Origin of the sequence: Natrinema thermotolerans (assembly GCF_031165565.1) — an archaeon.
GTDB classification, from domain to species: domain Archaea; phylum Halobacteriota; class Halobacteria; order Halobacteriales; family Natrialbaceae; genus Natrinema; species Natrinema thermotolerans.
Map to the genome: position 1 here is coordinate 45,989 of NZ_CP101874.1, position 16,164 is coordinate 62,152.

The window sequence follows — 16,164 nt, forward strand, 5'->3', positions numbered from 1 at the left end:
CGACAGTCGCGCTGGACACGGACCCGCAGTCCGGGACGGACACGAGAAACGGCTTAAAGCTGGCCGCTCGCTCCGGGCGGGTCGCCGCGCGGTGCTGGTTGGGGCACTTCATTCAGGCGCGCTCTCGCTCGCGCCCAGTGGGCGCTCTCGAAGGCGCGAGCGCGAGCGCGCAGATAGATCTAGTCGGTCGGTGTCGTCGGAAAATCGCGATGTAAGGGCATCGCGGTGGCAGACGCGTGAGCGCCTTCAGTGATCTCCAATGTCTAGTAACAACTCGAGTAGCAAGGTCGTTACGGTCGATGAACAGGCACTCAAACAGGCGGACGAGCAGGCGGTCGATGAAGACGGCTTCCCGGTCGTCGACGAGACGCCGGAATTCGAGGCAACGGTCGAGCAAGCGGTCCAAGCAAAGGTGGATGCGAACCACCCGGATGGCATCGTCAATACGAGCGACGACCGGATTCATGGCGCGACCCTTGAGCAGGAAGAGCGGATTCGAGCACGAGAGGACGAACTCAAGCGGATCAGTGCCCAGGCCGAGATAGGAACACAAGAAGGTCGTGAGAGACGGACGCGAGCAATCGCTGCGAACCAGAACAAAGCACGACGTCTCGAGTTCCAGAAACGGGCGGCGAGCGTGGACCCAATAGCGGACCCGGAGCGAGCGGATCCCCAGACGGAACTCACCCAGGAGCAGTTGGCGACCGTGAACAAGCAGTCGATGCGACTCGCGAAGCAGTTGGATGGCTGGTCTCGAGCGGCGATCAGCCGGCGATTGAGTGAAGCCGTTGTCGGTGGCCACGACCTGACGAGTGCGGTCGTCAACGTGTTCGAGGAGTTGCAGACGGCGCCTGGACACGTCATCCCCATTGGGAAACTCGAGGAGGTTGCTCGAAAAGAGGTGAGCATCGAAGGGCGTGTCGAAACCCTGTGGGATCCCTCGCATCCAAGCATCGCACAGGTCGGGCTCATCGCAGATGATAGTGGCCAGACGCGTGTGACGATCTGGAAGTCCTCAGACGCGCCGTGGATTGAGGAAGGCGAGCAGGTGCGCATTTACAAGGCTGCCCGGAACTGGCACGAGGGCCGTGTCTCACTGGCCGTGACTGGCTGGACGACGATCCACTTCCCCGAGCGCGGCTGCTGGTGGGAATAGCCGAAGCAGACCCCTTTTTTGCTGGTGTGAACGCAGTCACCGCCACCTCCCACCACCTCCACGGTCCGGGCTGCTCACGGCCGGTGGCCGTTGTGCTGCCGGGCTTTCGCCACAGCATGAATCTGTTTCATGACGCTGCTATCTACTGGTGAGTTTCTGTGCCCTACAAGTGGGTGAAGGGTAGTCAGAACTGTTCATTGCCCTTCGTGAACATCATGGCTTTCAGAGAGATTTACGAGACAACATTCGACGAAGACGTCCAGCCCGCCTCGAGCGCCAGTCCGTGTCCCAAATGCAACGGACGGGTGACCACCAACGCAGTCGAAACTCGTTGTGAAGACTGTGGTCTCCTTATCGAACCGCAACAATACCAGGCCCAGAAAAGAGTCAATTCCACTTAGATAGAATGCCATTGAGAAAAACTACACAAGTATTGGAACAAGATATTTACTGGAGTAACAACATAGATTTGGATAATGCCAGAATGTGATGGCTGTGGCTCTCATGTCACGGAAAACTACTACCGGGTTTTCGCTGTTAATGGTGATCTGCCAGCGTGTATCCATTGTGCCAGCAACCGTGAAGCTCGAGAAGCAGGACTTCGCCAGCAATAGCGTCTAAGTGAACTTATTCCCAAGATCTTCTCTACCGGACTGGGACCTGATCAAGATGCGAGACCATACAACCCTCTACCCAATCAATGACTGATCGAGATTCTGACTTCGAGGAGCTTCGTCCGACCGGCGAAGCGTCGCATATCCCAGATGAGAGACTCAGAGAGTGTACTGAGGGTGAGCCGAATCGACAGCGAGTTGCAACGGCGACGACTGGATATCCAGACACTCCAACGGAAACAGACACTGAGTGTCGCTCCTGTGGCGCACCGATCCCAGCTGATCAGACCAAATGCCTGTTCTGTCTTACCAATCATCTCGAGGACTCCTCTTCTGAGACAAACGCACCAGCAACAGAGTGGACACTGCTTGGCGTCGTTCACATGCTTGTCGAGTCGTCTATCTTCTACGGTGCCGTCGCGAAAGGCGCGGCCGCTGCGACACTCCTTGCCTCGAATGCGACCGAACAGGCTGTCGACGACTGCACGATCATCTACGATCTCGAGGACGAGCCTGCAGCCCAATTGACCGATCGGTGGCCTGTACTACCCGCTGCAGTACGGATCTCGTCCACTGACGGTGAGCAGCTTTTCGCAGCGGCCCATGATCGAACAGCGTGGACTGACCAATCAGCGGTGGATAACGACTGTGAACCAACAACCTATCTCTACGACGAGGGTGGATCCGGCATTCGCGATGAGCAGCGACTTGCGACGGTGCTCGACAATGTCGGTGATGATGCGTGGCTAGTTCCTGCAATTGCCCTCCAGCAGGCACCTCAAGAACGTGAACCTGAGCATCAAGATAGTGGCATTCCGACCAAAGAACGCCTCGAGTGTCACCAGTGCGGACGCACAACCGATCATCGATTCAGCGGTCATGAATCGGTTCCCGACGAAACCTGGACCGGCCACGCAATCTGGGAGTGCCAGGTCTGCGGGACGCCGCGCTATGGGCTGAGCCCAGAATGACTTGCTCCGCGTCAGGGCTTAACCAACAGACGGCGATGGTGCAGCGTGGCTGTTGGTTAACAGAACGGTCGCCCGTGCTATCGTGTCATGTTTGTCTGCGCCGCGATCGGCTGAGGCGCATTCAATGGATCCACGCAACACACCAGGATACAGACTGCGTCGTGTACTCAGTCAACTCAACCATCTCGAGGGCGATCAACTGACTGACGCAGACAGAGAACGGATCGAGACAACAACGGCGCTCTTGGAGGAAGTGGGCCTTCTTACTCGCTCCCCCATCATCCCAGGCTCTCCATAGACGTTTAAGTCATCCCGAGCCGATTGTGTAGACATGGCCACCGATCTCACCGAACGTGTCCAAGAGATCGCAGAAGCACGAGATGTCGCCGAGTCGGAGATCCTTGAACAGGCTCTGGAACGCGGTGTCGAAGATCTCTGGATCGATCTGGTTCTCTCGCGGTATGTCAACGACGAAATCGATCGGGAAACGGCAATTGACCTCGTTGGGCGAGATCGCGTCAAGCGTGCAGAGCGCGAACTCCAGGTAGTTGAAGACGATGTTCAGTGGGGTCTGAGTGCGTGATCGTCGCGGTCGCTGATACAGGCCCACTCATTCACCTCGACGAAATCGGTGCGGTTGACGTGCTGTCAGCAGTCGATGGATTGCTCATCCCTCAGACCGTGTACGAGGAACTCAAGGCAGGTACAGTACCACCTGCACTCAGCAATCTCGAGTACGAACTCATCGAGGCTGATCCGACTGAACTCACAGTGAATCTGAACCTCGATCCCGGTGAAACTGCCGCTCTCGCGGTTGCGTCCGACCGCTCAGCTGTTCTGTTGACTGATGATCTTGAAGCGCGAGATGCTGCTAACGATCTCAGTATCGAAGTGCACGGTTCAATCGGTGTTATTGTTCTTGCGTATCATCGTGACCAACTTGCGAAATCAAAAGCAGCCGAGCTAATGCGGGCACTACAAACAGAAACAAGCCTATTTATTACGGATTCAGTGGTTGAACAAGGGATTTCGCTGCTTGAAAACTCATCTTGATTTTATGCGCCGGTAATGGGTGCCGGCGCACTGGGTAAGACCAAGCGAACACTGACCAGAGCGTCGGCACAGTGAGGTATCCCAGATGCATATGATCATTTACGCACTAGTAGAGGCATCGACAGCAGACGAGGCACTGTCAACCGGAAAGACCGTGTTCGACCGACTGGTTGGCGCGGAGCCGCATTCCTGCGCAGCGTTCGACTACTACGTCACCTTCGACGAAGAGGAGACAACAGTGGCTGGAAAAGCACGGTGGGGCGATCTACCGACAGCTGCACCCGTTACGTCCGACGAAGGTGAAGAACTCCTCGAGCGGGCCTGGGAGACCACGACGGAAACGTTCCAACGAAATCTGAATCGGGTGAAGCAAGCACTCGAGGAACGCAGCGACGATGAGATCATGCGCGACGAGGGTCTCGCTCGGCATGCCTTCCAGCAGTTCGGTGCTTCCCGTGGCCCGTCAATCTGCCTGTATGATCAACACGTGACAGGCATCCGCCACCGCGGACACCTCGATCGCCTCCTCGAGGAGATTGACGAGCGCGAGACGTGCTGGATCGTGCCGGCAGACGTCCATTTCTGAGTAATCATGCCCCGAATAACCAACTGGACACGAGAGAGTCGAACACCTACGCTGACGTATCGGAACACGGAGACTGGAGCGCAAGCCGTACTGCATCGTGCCCCGGACTCCTACGCGTACAAGTGGCGGGCAGCGATTCTCGTCGACGGCTATCCAGTGTGGTCGCAAGGCTTCGAGACGAAGGAGGCGACCAGCGTTCGGGATGCACTCCGGGACCGCCCAGCCCCCGAACTCGCTTGTCCGGAGTGTCCAAACGACGACGTCATCGTCGGCCAGAAATCTGCTGCTGGTGCGAAGGTCCAGCGATGGTTCGACTGTCCTGACTGTGGCTACGAAGCCCCCTCGAAAATCGTCTATGGTGCAGAACGCTAGCAGCAGGTGAGAGCGACAGCTGCGAAGTGAGCATCACTGCACGGCGAGTACTTTTAGTAGTCAATACTGACAGCAGAGACATGAGCGAGGATGTGGTCAGGGCCGCGTTTCCCGAACTCGAGGTGATCGAAGACGACGATCTTCGAGCGGACGTTGTCAGTGCGTGGGCGATGGCCATCGAAGAGAACGACATCGACGACCTCACCGAGGTACCGTGGCTGCCCCCAACACAGCGTGCGTTAGGTTTGGAGAACGAACGGCTGGTAAGCCACGTTCGGGACGTAACTGCCTGTGCCGTCGCGCTCGCAGAGACACTTCTTGAGCGGCGCGAGGTCACGCTCTCAGTGGATACGGTAGTTGCTGGTGCACTCATCCACGACGTGAGTAAACTCGCCGAATTCGACGGGATGGCCGAGACGCCGGTCTACAACCTGCTCGGACATCCCTACTACGGCGTCTACGTCGTTGCAGCAGTGGACCTGCCACTCGAACTGGCACACATCGTGCTCTCCCATACGAGCCGAACACCGGTCGAGCCGGCGACGATCGAAGCGGAACTCATCAGGAGAGCCGACGAAGTCGCAGCAGCCGCCATCCGGTCACAGGCGACAGATGACCTTCGAACCGTATAACCGCTGCACCGAACGGTCGGTGCTTCCCCTGTACTTACCGTAGCAAGTGGTCATCTCTCACTTGCGGAAAAACCAGAGAGCAATGCAGTTTTTCGTGCCCCAACAGGGGTAGAGGCAACATCCAATGAGCGATACACCAGAGCAACCTCGAAACTCGAGCGAACTCTCTCCAGCACAGCGGCTCGAGGCACCAAACACACGGCTGATTGACGCCAGCATCGCGACGATCAATGATATGGAGACGCTTCGAGCCTGCATCGCCTACGAAAACCAGCACCAACAACGCGTTCCGATCCTCCGCCAACTCGAGAAGCGGGCCAACGAACTCTGTTCGCAGAAGGACAATGAATAACTCGACACGTTATCTGACATAGTATTTCACCGATAGGGTTCTGTTGAACATCTTCGAGCAGACGCCACAATTCGCTGTGTGTCACTGTCTATGACTCTTCTCGAAATAGCGGCAGGAGCGTCAGAGATAGTGGCAGTTAACCCGCCAGCGCCCTCTGCTCTAGTTGATGTCTGATTCCGACTCTGCTCACGAGAGCCCACCGTCGTTGCTCGGTCGACTCCTCTTTGGGAGCGGGCTTGCAGCACTCGCACTCCGCAACCTCACGAATCTTGACGGACGAATCGCCTATGCAGATGCCAAAGGTGTCCCCCTCGCAGACAAACTCGTCCCTGCCTCGAGTGGTCTCCTTCTCGGTGGCGGCCTTGGCATCGGCTTCTGGAAACTGCCCAAGCTGTCTGCAGCCAGTGTTGCCGCGTTCTTCATCGGCGTGACTCCGGTCATGCACGATTTCTGGGCCGTCGACGAAGACTCGCGTGACGAAGAACTCACCTCGTTCCTCCAGAATCTCGTGCTCCTCGGCGCTGCAATCGCCTTCTTCAAGCGGGCCCGGCAAAACTAACAGCACACGGTTTTGCGTGGAGTGACCCGTCTCGGGACCACTCCAACAGTTCTCGGAAGACAATGGGATACACAAGCCGTTAGCAGTCAGTACTGTACCTCTGTCCCCGCCCGGAAACTCGTGAGGTCGTCGATACGCTCTTCGAGTGCTTCGATTTCCTGTTGCAGTTCCTCGGCTTCTGTCTCCTCGCTGGCGGCAAGCCGGTCCTTCAATCCCTGAAGGCGTGACTCTTTGACGTCGTCGTCGACCTCAGCCTTGCGAACGTACTCGCTCTCATTGATCTCGTAGACATCGGACTCGGTGAGTGTCGTCACCTCGAGTGCTTCGTCGACCTTCTGGCGATCAACGCTCATGACGCGCTCGCGGTCGATCCCTTCCGCCTCGAGCATCGAGAGGACGTCCTCATCGTCTTTAAGCGAGCGGTTACGGCGACTCGTGCGCTGGACCGAGCCATACTGACCGGCAACAGGACGGTCGTGATGGAGGCGTGAGAGAAGCACATCGGCGACTTCCTGTCGAAAATCGTTGGCGTCACGCTGGACATCCGACAGCAGTGTGTAGAGATTTACGAGGGTGGCCGTCTCCAAGTCAGGCAGGTCGGTTACGTCGTGGCGCTCGAGTGCATCGATCAGCAGCAGCGCATCCGAGTAGACATCGAGGCCCTCAGGTTCCGTGCGGTCGTCATCGGTGTCTGGTTCGTGTGCTGTGTCGGCCAGTTGGGTCGTCGTCGGTCCGTCTGTCTCGGCGATCACACCCGCGTCCTCGTCGATCGCGAACCGGGGATGAACACTCAACACCGCTGGATACGGGCCAGCATCTGGCGGCAGCCGATCGAGATCGAACCCATCGTGCGCGGTCTGTATCTGATGGTAGAGTGTCTCAAACTGATCGCGTTGAAGCGGACGCTTCTCGTTGGACTCGTCAAACTGGACGATAACGCGGTGTTCCTGTATATCTATGATGTGAAGGCGAGAGTGCGACAATGGTGTGATCAGTGTCGCGTCCGCCGGCAGCTCATCCAGACGCTCAAGAAGCGTGTGCCAACTGACGCTGAATGGCATACGGAGAAGTTACGCGCCGTCCCGACTAAACCTTGTTCTCGGCGGGTGTCAGAGAACACATTCACTGGTTTGATATGCATATTTCTGCGTCGAATTGCTTGGTAAGTAGATGTGCGTACTTAGCCAAAATCAGAGAAGACCGTTCAGCGATCCCCGCACGTCATCCTCTTTCATAACACTGTTACGATTTTCCACACACTCTCCTGAGAATTGAAGATTCTGTTCCTTGTCTTCCCACTCGGTGTCATGTGTGTTCTTGCGTTCAGAAGCAGTGCTTTGTGAGTCATCTCGAGGCCATTCAGTGTATGGTACGACCTCGACGAACTTTTGCTTATTCTCCAGTTTCAGTTCGACGAACAAGTGCTTATTTCGATTGATCTTCTCCTTCGGAGAATAGACATTAGAATGGCACTTATCTCGTAGGATAAGGTGAGCTGCTTCCCAGAGATCGATCGAGTTCACCACTAAAATATTTCCAGTGTTACTCTCTCGAATTGGTTTGGTCCAGAATCTTACACCGGGCTGGATACTCACGCCGGGTGCAACGGACAAATCTCCGGGTGTGTTGAGTATAGCCACGATACTCTAGTACTACGCGAATTATAAAATATCTATGCTTATCCAGATAAGCCATAACATCATAATCTAGACGGCGTACGGTACATACCCAGCATCTCTCCTGAACAAGAGCGGAACACCAGACGACGCGCCGATCAAAGTGGAGATCGCGGCGTCCGCTGATTAGCGGCTCTCCAGCTGCTCGAGTCCGGCGTCTTTTTGAGACCCCTGAGGGGCGGAGGTCTTCTCGAGTTCAATTCAATTCAGTTCGATTCGACTCGACTCGAGAAGCAGTGATCGAACATGGCTACGAGCAGCAGCTCCCGGGAAACGTTCGACGATTCGGACACCCGGCACGACGAGATGCACAGTACGATCGAAGCATGGATTCAGGACCTCGTCAACGAGGTCGATGACGCCGTCTCGAGCGAGCAGTTCAAAGCGTGGTTGGATGTTCAGAGTCGATTCCATGACTACTCGCACCGAAACACGCTGTTGATCAAACTCCAGTGTCCGCAGGCAACACGCGTTGCTGGCTACCGAACGTGGCAAAACGAATTTGACCGACACGTCAAAGAAGGGGAAACAGCGATCTGGATCTGGGCACCCATCATCGCGAAACAGTGTCCCGACTGCGGAAACTCCCCGTCGTACCACGAGCGCAGTGACTGTGAATATAATGAAACCCCTCCGGAAAGCTGGGAAAAGGGACTCGTGGGCTTTCGGCCAGCACCCGTCTTCGATATCTCACAGACTGACGGCGAGCCACTGCCCAACCTCGAGACCGAAGCAAAGGGACAGGCTGACGAGTTGGTTCCCGCACTCCTCGAGGCAGCAAACTCACTCGAAGTAGACGTAGAGGTCGTGTCACCCCAAGACTGGTCGCATGGGAACGCCAAGGGCGTCTGTGAGTACCGCCCTCAAGAGCAGCCACGCGTCGCCGTCCGTGATCGTGAGAACGAGGCTGACCTCGCCGTCACGCTCGTTCACGAGTACGCGCATGCGCTGTTACACAGTGGCGTCGACGACGAGGCTGAGCGATCGAAGCGCGAACTCGAGGCCGAAGCGGTCGGTTACATCGTTGGACGGCACTTCGAGTTGGATACCAGTGGCTCAGCGTTTTACCTCGCCGCGTGGCACGGTGACGAACCGGAGACGATCCTCGACCGGCTTGAGCGGATCAGTTCGACCGCCCAGGAGATCATCGACATCGTCAGTGAGGTGGTCGAAGATGAGTGATCGACCGCTTCTGCTCGAGATCATCACTGCACTCGAGGAACAGGGCCTCGATCGAGACGAGTACCAACTACAGCGGATGATCGACGCCGAAGCCCTCGAGCGGCTTGTAGGCTCAACGGGGACACAGACCGATACTAATCTCGAGGTTCGATTCTCGGTTGAGGAGTTCCGCGTGGTGGTTACATCATCCGATATAGCTGTGCTCCGTATCCCGTAAAACGGGTCGCCAAGCCAAGGATGTCATAGGATCGTTCATAGATCCTCTGAGCATTATTTTGGAGTGGGTTCTTTCATACCAGAAACAATATGATATCTTACCAGAACCAATAGAGTATGCCGCCCTCCGATGGCCAATCCTCACCGATACGCCGCACGGTCCTCGCCGCCTGCGGGACTACCATGCTTGCCGGCTGCTCAGACGTCTTTGAGACTGGCTTGTCTAAACCACCTATCGAATGCTCTCCCACAGTCTCTGCATGGCCTATGTACGGCTACGATGCCGCTCGCACGAGCCATGTGGCTTCTCGTGATCTGCCGTCGGCTGACGCTGAGGTGGGTCGATTCTCCCAGACCGGTGCTCAAACAGGTGGCGGTGGGAGTGTCGAAGCGCCGCCAGTCGTCAATGATGGGATTGCCTACGTCGCGGGGGACACCCGAATCGAAGCCCGCGATATCGAGACCGGGACACGTCTGTGGGAAACCGACCCCGAGGACGGCGTCAATACGAGTCCGGTTTTAGCCTGCGGGACCGTCTACGTGAGTACGCTCAACGAAACGCTCGCACTCGATTCAGAGAACGGAGATGTGCTCTGGCGAGTGGACGGAGGGGCACATAGCGGCGTATCTACTTCGCCGGTCGTGGTTGACGATACAATCTACGTCGCGGTGGGCGGAATCGCCGCCCTTAACGCCGAAACGGGTGATGAACGCTGGCACGCACAGACAGATCACAGTGCGCAGGGAGTTGCCGTGGCCGATCGTGTCTATGTCGGCGCAGGGAGCAACGGCAGCGGCGAGGTGGCTGCATTCACGCGTAACGGCGACGACTGGTGGCGCACGACTGAACCCGGAGAAGTGGCTCTGTTGAAACCCTATTAGTTCGACACCTTTCCGCTGAAACAGCCGTTAGGTAGGATTGCGCACTGAATAGGGAAAGAACTACTTGAAAGTAGCTAGAATCTCTACAGTATGGATACAGGTAACCTACACTCAAGAAAGGGACTTAGCTTTATTTTAGTCTTCGCACTTCTTGTACTGCTCCTAATAGCCACAAGAGGCGCTATGGGGGGTGTATATGAGTATATCTCTGGTGTGAACTGGGTGGCTGGCATCGTATTCCTCATACTTGCAAGTATAATCCCTATTTGGCTTGTTCTCCGATACGCTGATTCTCATGGTGAGGACTAAGCTCCCTCTATTGAACGTTCAGAGTGCCTTTTCGAGGTTGTGAGTGAGACAGCCGACAACGAGTTCACGGAACTGCTTCCACCAGCGTCGTGATCGGATGAATGCGCCATATTTCCGTTTCAGGCGAGAGTTCACAGTCTCATTCTGACTCCGTTGGCCGTAGAGGTCGTCGTCCAACCGAGCGTTCCATGCCTTGTGGAGTGACGAAAATTCTCGGTGCTTGATCAGGGGACGAATGCCATCTTCACGAGCTAACGCGCGAATCTGCTGGTCGTCGTATCCCTTATCGCCGAGGAGCACTGCTACTTCACCAGCATTTCGTTTAATGAGTGATGGCGCGATCTTCGAGTCGTGTTTTCTGGTCGTCGTCACGTGGAGATCGAGGATGGCATTCGCTCTGGTATCCACGAGAAGTGTAACTTTCAACTGTTGAATCGTCAACTTCGTTCGCTTCGTGTAGTGTTTCGAGGCGTGGCTCCGGTCAAATCCGGAGGCATCGATCCCGACGACACCGTTAGTCGGGAGCAGTGAAACAGAGAGGTTGAGCAAGACACGCCAAACGGCCATGTCAAGTCTGTCGAACGCTTTGCACAGCGTTGACGGCGCAGGGAGTTCGGTGAGGTTGATCGCTTTTCGAATGCGGGGCATCTCGATGAGTTCGTCGAGGAGAGTCCGATAGGTCGTGTCCTTCCGCACTTTGAGACACAGGAGAACGATGTGCTGATGAAGTGTGTACCGTCGTTTCGAGAACTTCGAGGAATATCGAGCCACAGCACGTTGCGCTAACTGAAATGCTTCCTCAACAAATCGGAGCAACCGAGACTTTGGGAAGGCCTGCATCTACTCAAACTACTGACTGAGCCTGTAATTCACTAAGGATTTCAACAGAGCCTATTTGTTCGGTGTTTTTCCTGCTGAAACAGCCGTTAAGTAGGTGTGCTTATTGAGCGGTGAGGTATGGTCGGAGCAATTCAACGTACATCTCGGGATCTGTTGGCTTCTCAATGATCTGGTCTGCCCATGATATCGGTGCATTCTCGGACTGTACTTGTGGTTTCGAGCTTGACATTACGACGACAGGGAGGGGTGGAGTGACTGACTTCGCAGCGTCCAATATCTCTTTGCCGGTCGTCTGAGAGAGCCGCCAATCAAGCAGCGCCACATCCGGGCGGGGTGTATCTTCGTGCTCGTTTCGCTGATGGATGAGATCAAGTGCCTCATCCTGGGTATTCACAGTATGGATAGTCAGACTCAGTTCTGAGACGGAGAATGCCTCCTCAATAAACCGAATATCACCCGGATTGTCATCGATGACGAACAGATCTCCACTGCTCATCGCAACTCCTCCATTGAAACACCCAATGCAATAGCTCCTTATGGCTGTTTCGAGGTATTAAGAATACAACAGAATTGCAGATCGACTATCGAATATATCATGTCTCTTACCATCCGCACAGAAAAGGGGTTTTGCGACAGTACAACCGCCCTTCTTGACCACCTTGTTGTTAACTGTCAGTGTCAGACGAGTAGGTTTCACCAGGAATGAATACTGGGAGGTCGGTATCGCGGGTTTCCCGATCAAGACTATCGAACCAGTTGCGGACTTTCTCGTGGAGGTCGCTTTTTGTAGAGAACGAGTCGTATTGAATGTCGTAACCTTTCGGGAGTTCGTCGATAGTGGCACTGCTGAAACTCTCATCCAGATAGAGACCGATTCGCTGACCGGGCTTGTGCGTGAGGGCAGGATTCCCTCGACGGAGGTGAAATTCACCGAGGATACCGCCGGTTTCAGCACCGACTCCGGTTGTGAGGCCGCCTTGTGTGAACAGGAATATGACGGCGTCGCTGTGGGCAGCGAATGCGACTGATTGGGCGAGCGGGTCCATCCCTTCTACAACCGGTTCGTCATCGCTACGGGTTTTGTTCTGTTCCTCGGCCTGTTCGTGTGTCGGGATGTCAATATCGGTCGCAATGAATGCGCGACAATTGAGGTTCTCGCGGAGATTCGTACAGAAGTCTCGAAGGGCCTGTTCCATGTCGCCCTTACCATCGTTGGTGATGTGCCTGTCTGGATCGAAGAGTGGGTCGTTCTGAAACGGAGTTCGGAGTGTGTCGGCGTCATCATAGGCAACTTCAGCATTAAACGCGGTGTAGGGGCCCATGACGTAGACGGTGAAGTCGTTGTGAGTACTGAATTTCGGAGGTGAAGGGGCTTGTTCTGCAAGAATATCGGAGATGGGGCGTTCGTTGTACTGGAAATTCGTTTCGCCGTCAAACATTGTGTTCTACACTGTTTTGGGACGTCAAAGAGGTGTCCATCGAGTGCGGAAACCACGCCCGAAAGTGACGGTTAGAAACAAAGAAAGTATTCTTTGTAACCGCCAGTCTCATATAGAAGCCCACCGTACGTCCAGGTAACGATGTCCGCTGAAACCGCGCACACGACGCCAGATCCAGATAAGGAGGATCTCGAACAGTATGTTGACCAGCGACTGTTCGACGATAGTATGGGCACGCTCGCGGACCACACTGCCCGCAAAGCAGCGCTCGGTGATGAGCGACGATACGCGATCCTGTTCCTACTCTGGGAACGAGAGGAAGTGGCTCGCAAAGAGCTTGCTGCTGCTATCGATGATGATAGCTTCGACCTCAGCCACCACCTTGGAGAACTCATCGATGTTGGTCTGGTCGCCCGGACAGGTGCGCCCGAAGATGGTGATGGACGACAGACGTTCTACAAAATTACGCATCTCGGACGCCAAGAGATTGATACAGATTTTCGAAATATTACTGGCTCAGACCCCTCACAGTGAACGTACCCCGCGCTTCTCGTTCAAAGTGACTTGGATGTTGGCTGGCTGAACATCTGTTTCAGTTGATCAAGACTTGCGACGTAGCGTCGGAGGTCTTCGCGGTGTTCGAGAGCATGGTAACAACCGTCTCCCGTTTTCCCGATATGCCGTGCTTCGTAAAGGCACTTGAGAGTGGTCGCAGCGGTACCGTGAGAGATGTCCAAGTGTTCGGCGACTTCAGAGGGTTTGTACCCGGGCTCAGGATTTCTGTAGAGAAACGCCACGACGTCGGACTTCGTGGTTCCCGGCGTGAAATTGATGCCGGCATCGTGGAGATCCCCGGTGGTCGGTTCGCTCTCTTCGTTGTTCATGCCGAGTAGAAGGTGCTCCGCCGACAAAAACGACGGTGTCGTTACGTCGCGCTGCGTTAGACGAGGCCGTTCGCGGTCGCAATATCGACAAGATCCGCAACAATCTCGTCAATACGACTATCCTCACTCAAGATCTCTAACGTAGCTTCTAAGTCTGTTTTCAACTCGAACCGGTAGTGATTCCCACCCTGAATACCTCTATTCCGAGTTTCTGCGATGAGGAATCCTTGCATTCCGAGTGATTGCAAGTGGTCACGCACCCTGCGTTCGACTAACTGATTCGAGTCCAGACGAGTGACGATTGATTTGTACTTTTGATACACTTGACGTGTACGAGCCGGTGTTTCTTCAGCGGTTTCCAGTGCAACGACGGACAATAGTGCGAATTGATCCTGTGTCGTCAAGGAGCGCATCCCCTCTTCAATACGTTTGCGCTCCAAGATGTCGCGTGCTTCGCGCACATGCGATTCCTCAACGGTCTCCTGTTCGTTGTTTAGTGCGATTTCACCGGCCTTGTATAGCAGCCGAATTGCTTGTCGTGCTGACCCTTCGTCCTGTGCTGCGAAAGCTGCACAGAGCGGGATGACGTCATCAGTGAGAACACCGTCAATGAACGCACGCTCCGCACGACGTTCGAGAATCGAAGTGAGTTGATTGGCGTTGTAGGGGGCGAATTCAATTTCGCTGTCGTATAGTGAGTCTTTGACCTTCGGCGAAAGATTGTCCCGAAATTCGAGATCGTTGCTGATCCCGATTACTGATATCCAGTGGTCCTCTAAATGCCCATTCTTTCTGGCACGTGGGAGTTCATACAGCAGATCATCGTTACTACCGATACTGTCGATTTCATCGACGACGATGATGATCGTCTCGTTGAGGCTGCGGAGTTCGTCATAGAGGAGATCGAACATCGATTGCTGGTCAATACCACTCGGTTTCTTCCCTGTGCCTCGAATTTCCTTGATGAGGTGTGCGGCGAGCTGGTAGGATGTGGACTGGTTGTTGGCACTGGTTTTGACAACACTGAGTTCGAGCTTTTCGGTCCCGGATGCGAATTCTTTCAACAAATCGAGCTCATGGTCGATAGCGACGGTTTTTCCCTGACCGGTTTTCCCGTAGAGGAACAGGTTGTGAGCGTTCACACCGCGAGTAGCTGGTGCAAGTGAATTCCGAATTTCCTCAAGTTCATCTTCACGTTCAGGCAGTTCTTCCGGTTGCCAATCTTCCTTTAGCACGGATTCGTCGGCGAAGATCTCAACGGTGCTGCCGTATGGGTTGTTGGCGATACCAGTACCGTCGTCCATGATATTCGCCACCAATGTAGGAACACGTTATAAAACCCCCGTGTCCAGTGTGTCCGCATACTCGAATCAATAAGAACCCCCACACCCCACCGTGTCCGGATAATCTCTGTGAAAACACCCCTGCCTTGACTGAAGGAGGACAAGCTCTAGTTCAGGCAAAGAACTAAGTCACAAGAAGCAAAACCAAACCCGTACTGGGTACACAGCACAACGGTGATAACTAGGCTTGTTGTTAGATCGTTGTGCTGCAGTGTATCTGACGGTCTCCAGAGTGAATTACGCGGACACGGTGGGGGGAGGGAGCGTCACCATCTTACCTCTTTGCAGACATCCCACCCGGATTATGCGGACAGGGTGGGGTGTCCCTGTCTTCGACACAACATGATTCAGTTGAGATAATATCTAATCGGCCAGCGTACCACGGCTGACAGAGTGGTGGATAAGCAGGACCTCTCATTCCGAGTGAACGCTACCCGGAATCCAGCTGTCTAATTCCCGACCGTTTGTGAGCGTTACCGATAGGTAGCACTTCGGGGGAGTAGAGCAGTCAGAGGTAGTCGGTAAACCACTCAGGCGCACCGTACGCTTCGGCCCAGCATCGCCTGTGGCACGGCTCTCCCTGGCCGTTCGGAATTGCCCGCTCGAAATCAACCATTTCGCCGCAGAGGTCACACTCTGCCCGGTGTCCCATCTGGCGCGTCTCGACATCGAGGCCCTTCGTCTCGATGTACAGCTCGTGCAGTGCTCGGGGCGTCAACCGGACGAGTATTTTCTCGCGGTCGCTCTCGTCCCGCTTCTCCGGCGTGTAGGTGAGCACCCAGTCCTGACCGGGCTCACCGTCGCCAGCGGGCCCGAGGGAGATCGTCTGCGCGAGTTCATCCGAAACGTAGTGCCATACGTTGTCTTTGAACCGGGGGTAGTGACCCTTCGGGCGCGGGTTCTCTGGATCGACATCGTCTTCACTCATGTTTTCCCACCATCCTGGTGCCAGTTCCAGGTGATCTCTTTGTTACTGAAGGAGAAAATGCTATCACGTCCAGTACGTTTGTAGGCTGCCACCAGGGACGTGACCTCTCGCTTCTCGGTCTTCGCCGTGAACACCTGAGAGGGGGTGTTGGACCGTCGCCATCGACGCCA

At 55.2% G+C, this 16,164-nt stretch carries 22 protein-coding genes; 15 read left to right on the top strand and 7 right to left on the bottom strand.

Annotated features, from left to right (window positions below):
* Window positions 1-259 precede the first annotated feature (259 nt).
* The 11 genes from NP511_RS22290 to NP511_RS22330 all read left to right on the top strand — a co-directional run bounded on the left by NP511_RS22290 (window position 260) and on the right by NP511_RS22330 (window position 6,295).
* Entirely contained in the window at window positions 260-1,156 is an 897-nt protein-coding gene (locus tag NP511_RS22290; protein WP_049967175.1) for an SOSS complex subunit B family protein, read from the top strand.
* Between the two features lie 476 nt (window positions 1,157-1,632).
* Complete coding sequence (locus NP511_RS23010; RefSeq protein ID WP_419894497.1) at window positions 1,633-1,770, top strand: DUF7563 family protein; 138 nt, start codon at window positions 1,633-1,635, stop codon at window positions 1,768-1,770.
* Window positions 1,771-1,856: 86 nt separating this feature from the next.
* The gene (locus tag NP511_RS22295) at window positions 1,857-2,741 is read left to right on the top strand and encodes a biosurfactant protein 1 (RefSeq protein WP_084158386.1); all 885 of its coding nucleotides are present in this window, start codon (window positions 1,857-1,859) and stop codon (window positions 2,739-2,741) included.
* A 124-nt stretch (window positions 2,742-2,865) separates the two neighbouring features.
* Window positions 2,866-3,039, top strand: a complete 174-nt coding sequence (locus NP511_RS23065; protein WP_478212185.1) for a DUF8012 family protein — start codon at window positions 2,866-2,868, stop codon at window positions 3,037-3,039.
* A gap of 33 nt (window positions 3,040-3,072) precedes the next feature.
* Entirely contained in the window at window positions 3,073-3,324 is a 252-nt protein-coding gene (locus tag NP511_RS22300) for a hypothetical protein (protein ID WP_008015331.1), read from the top strand.
* Complete coding sequence (locus NP511_RS22305) at window positions 3,321-3,794, top strand: PIN domain-containing protein (protein ID WP_084158388.1); 474 nt, start codon at window positions 3,321-3,323, stop codon at window positions 3,792-3,794. The genes NP511_RS22300 and NP511_RS22305 overlap by 4 nt, the downstream gene beginning before the upstream one ends.
* Before the next feature lie 85 nt (window positions 3,795-3,879).
* Window positions 3,880-4,380: a DUF7995 family protein gene (locus NP511_RS22310; RefSeq protein ID WP_049967177.1), complete on the top strand. Its 501-nt coding sequence runs from the start codon at window positions 3,880-3,882 to the stop codon at window positions 4,378-4,380.
* 6 nt (window positions 4,381-4,386) lie between these two features.
* Entirely contained in the window at window positions 4,387-4,752 is a 366-nt protein-coding gene (locus NP511_RS22315) for a DUF7568 family protein (protein WP_049967178.1), read from the top strand.
* Between the two features lie 80 nt (window positions 4,753-4,832).
* Window positions 4,833-5,384 (top strand): HD domain-containing protein, encoded by a 552-nt coding sequence (locus NP511_RS22320; protein WP_049967179.1) that lies wholly within the window; start codon window positions 4,833-4,835, stop codon window positions 5,382-5,384.
* A 124-nt stretch (window positions 5,385-5,508) separates the two neighbouring features.
* On the top strand, window positions 5,509-5,736 hold the full coding sequence (locus NP511_RS22325) for a DUF8129 domain-containing protein (protein WP_049967180.1): 228 nt from the start codon (window positions 5,509-5,511) through the stop codon (window positions 5,734-5,736).
* A gap of 166 nt (window positions 5,737-5,902) precedes the next feature.
* Window positions 5,903-6,295 carry a hypothetical protein gene (locus tag NP511_RS22330; protein ID WP_049908052.1) on the top strand — a complete coding sequence of 131 codons (393 nt, stop codon included), beginning with the start codon at window positions 5,903-5,905 and terminating at the stop codon, window positions 6,293-6,295.
* Between the two features lie 86 nt (window positions 6,296-6,381).
* Here the strand turns inward: NP511_RS22330 and NP511_RS22335 are convergent, their stop codons facing one another.
* Entirely contained in the window at window positions 6,382-7,356 is a 975-nt protein-coding gene (locus NP511_RS22335; RefSeq protein ID WP_049967181.1) for a DUF7983 family protein, read from the bottom strand.
* A gap of 861 nt (window positions 7,357-8,217) precedes the next feature.
* Between NP511_RS22335 and NP511_RS22340 the strand changes: the two genes are divergently transcribed.
* From NP511_RS22340 to NP511_RS22350, 3 genes are all read left to right on the top strand, one after another.
* Complete coding sequence (locus tag NP511_RS22340) at window positions 8,218-9,153, top strand: ArdC-like ssDNA-binding domain-containing protein (protein WP_049967182.1); 936 nt, start codon at window positions 8,218-8,220, stop codon at window positions 9,151-9,153.
* Window positions 9,146-9,370, top strand: a complete 225-nt coding sequence (locus NP511_RS22345) for a HalOD1 output domain-containing protein (RefSeq protein ID WP_049967183.1) — start codon at window positions 9,146-9,148, stop codon at window positions 9,368-9,370. Before NP511_RS22340 ends, NP511_RS22345 begins: the two co-directional genes overlap by 8 nt.
* Before the next feature lie 266 nt (window positions 9,371-9,636).
* Window positions 9,637-10,251 (top strand): outer membrane protein assembly factor BamB family protein, encoded by a 615-nt coding sequence (locus NP511_RS22350; RefSeq protein ID WP_049967184.1) that lies wholly within the window; start codon window positions 9,637-9,639, stop codon window positions 10,249-10,251.
* A gap of 327 nt (window positions 10,252-10,578) precedes the next feature.
* On the opposite strand, the gene NP511_RS22355 is transcribed toward NP511_RS22350, so the two are convergent.
* The 3 genes from NP511_RS22355 to NP511_RS22365 all read right to left on the bottom strand — a co-directional run bounded on the left by NP511_RS22355 (window position 10,579) and on the right by NP511_RS22365 (window position 12,839).
* Window positions 10,579-11,400 carry an IS5 family transposase gene (locus tag NP511_RS22355; protein WP_049967185.1) on the bottom strand — a complete coding sequence of 274 codons (822 nt, stop codon included), beginning with the start codon at window positions 11,398-11,400 and terminating at the stop codon, window positions 10,579-10,581.
* Window positions 11,401-11,500: 100 nt separating this feature from the next.
* Window positions 11,501-11,896, bottom strand: coding sequence for a response regulator (locus NP511_RS22360; protein ID WP_049967186.1), 396 nt, complete (start codon window positions 11,894-11,896; stop codon window positions 11,501-11,503).
* A 169-nt stretch (window positions 11,897-12,065) separates the two neighbouring features.
* The gene (locus tag NP511_RS22365) at window positions 12,066-12,839 is read right to left on the bottom strand and encodes a DUF7509 family protein (RefSeq protein WP_049967187.1); all 774 of its coding nucleotides are present in this window, start codon (window positions 12,837-12,839) and stop codon (window positions 12,066-12,068) included.
* 141 nt (window positions 12,840-12,980) lie between these two features.
* Between NP511_RS22365 and NP511_RS22370 the strand changes: the two genes are divergently transcribed.
* Window positions 12,981-13,373 (top strand): ArsR/SmtB family transcription factor, encoded by a 393-nt coding sequence (locus tag NP511_RS22370; protein ID WP_084158392.1) that lies wholly within the window; start codon window positions 12,981-12,983, stop codon window positions 13,371-13,373.
* 20 nt (window positions 13,374-13,393) lie between these two features.
* Here the strand turns inward: NP511_RS22370 and NP511_RS22375 are convergent, their stop codons facing one another.
* The 3 genes from NP511_RS22375 to NP511_RS22385 all read right to left on the bottom strand — a co-directional run bounded on the left by NP511_RS22375 (window position 13,394) and on the right by NP511_RS22385 (window position 15,994).
* Window positions 13,394-13,723, bottom strand: coding sequence for a MarR family transcriptional regulator (locus NP511_RS22375; protein ID WP_211249143.1), 330 nt, complete (start codon window positions 13,721-13,723; stop codon window positions 13,394-13,396).
* A gap of 56 nt (window positions 13,724-13,779) precedes the next feature.
* On the bottom strand, window positions 13,780-15,027 hold the full coding sequence (locus tag NP511_RS22380; protein WP_049967188.1) for a Cdc6/Cdc18 family protein: 1,248 nt from the start codon (window positions 15,025-15,027) through the stop codon (window positions 13,780-13,782).
* Window positions 15,028-15,574: 547 nt separating this feature from the next.
* A complete protein-coding gene (locus NP511_RS22385; protein ID WP_049967189.1) occupies window positions 15,575-15,994 on the bottom strand; it encodes a DUF8161 domain-containing protein in 420 nt (139 codons plus the stop codon).
* Between the last annotated feature and the right edge of the window lie 170 nt (window positions 15,995-16,164).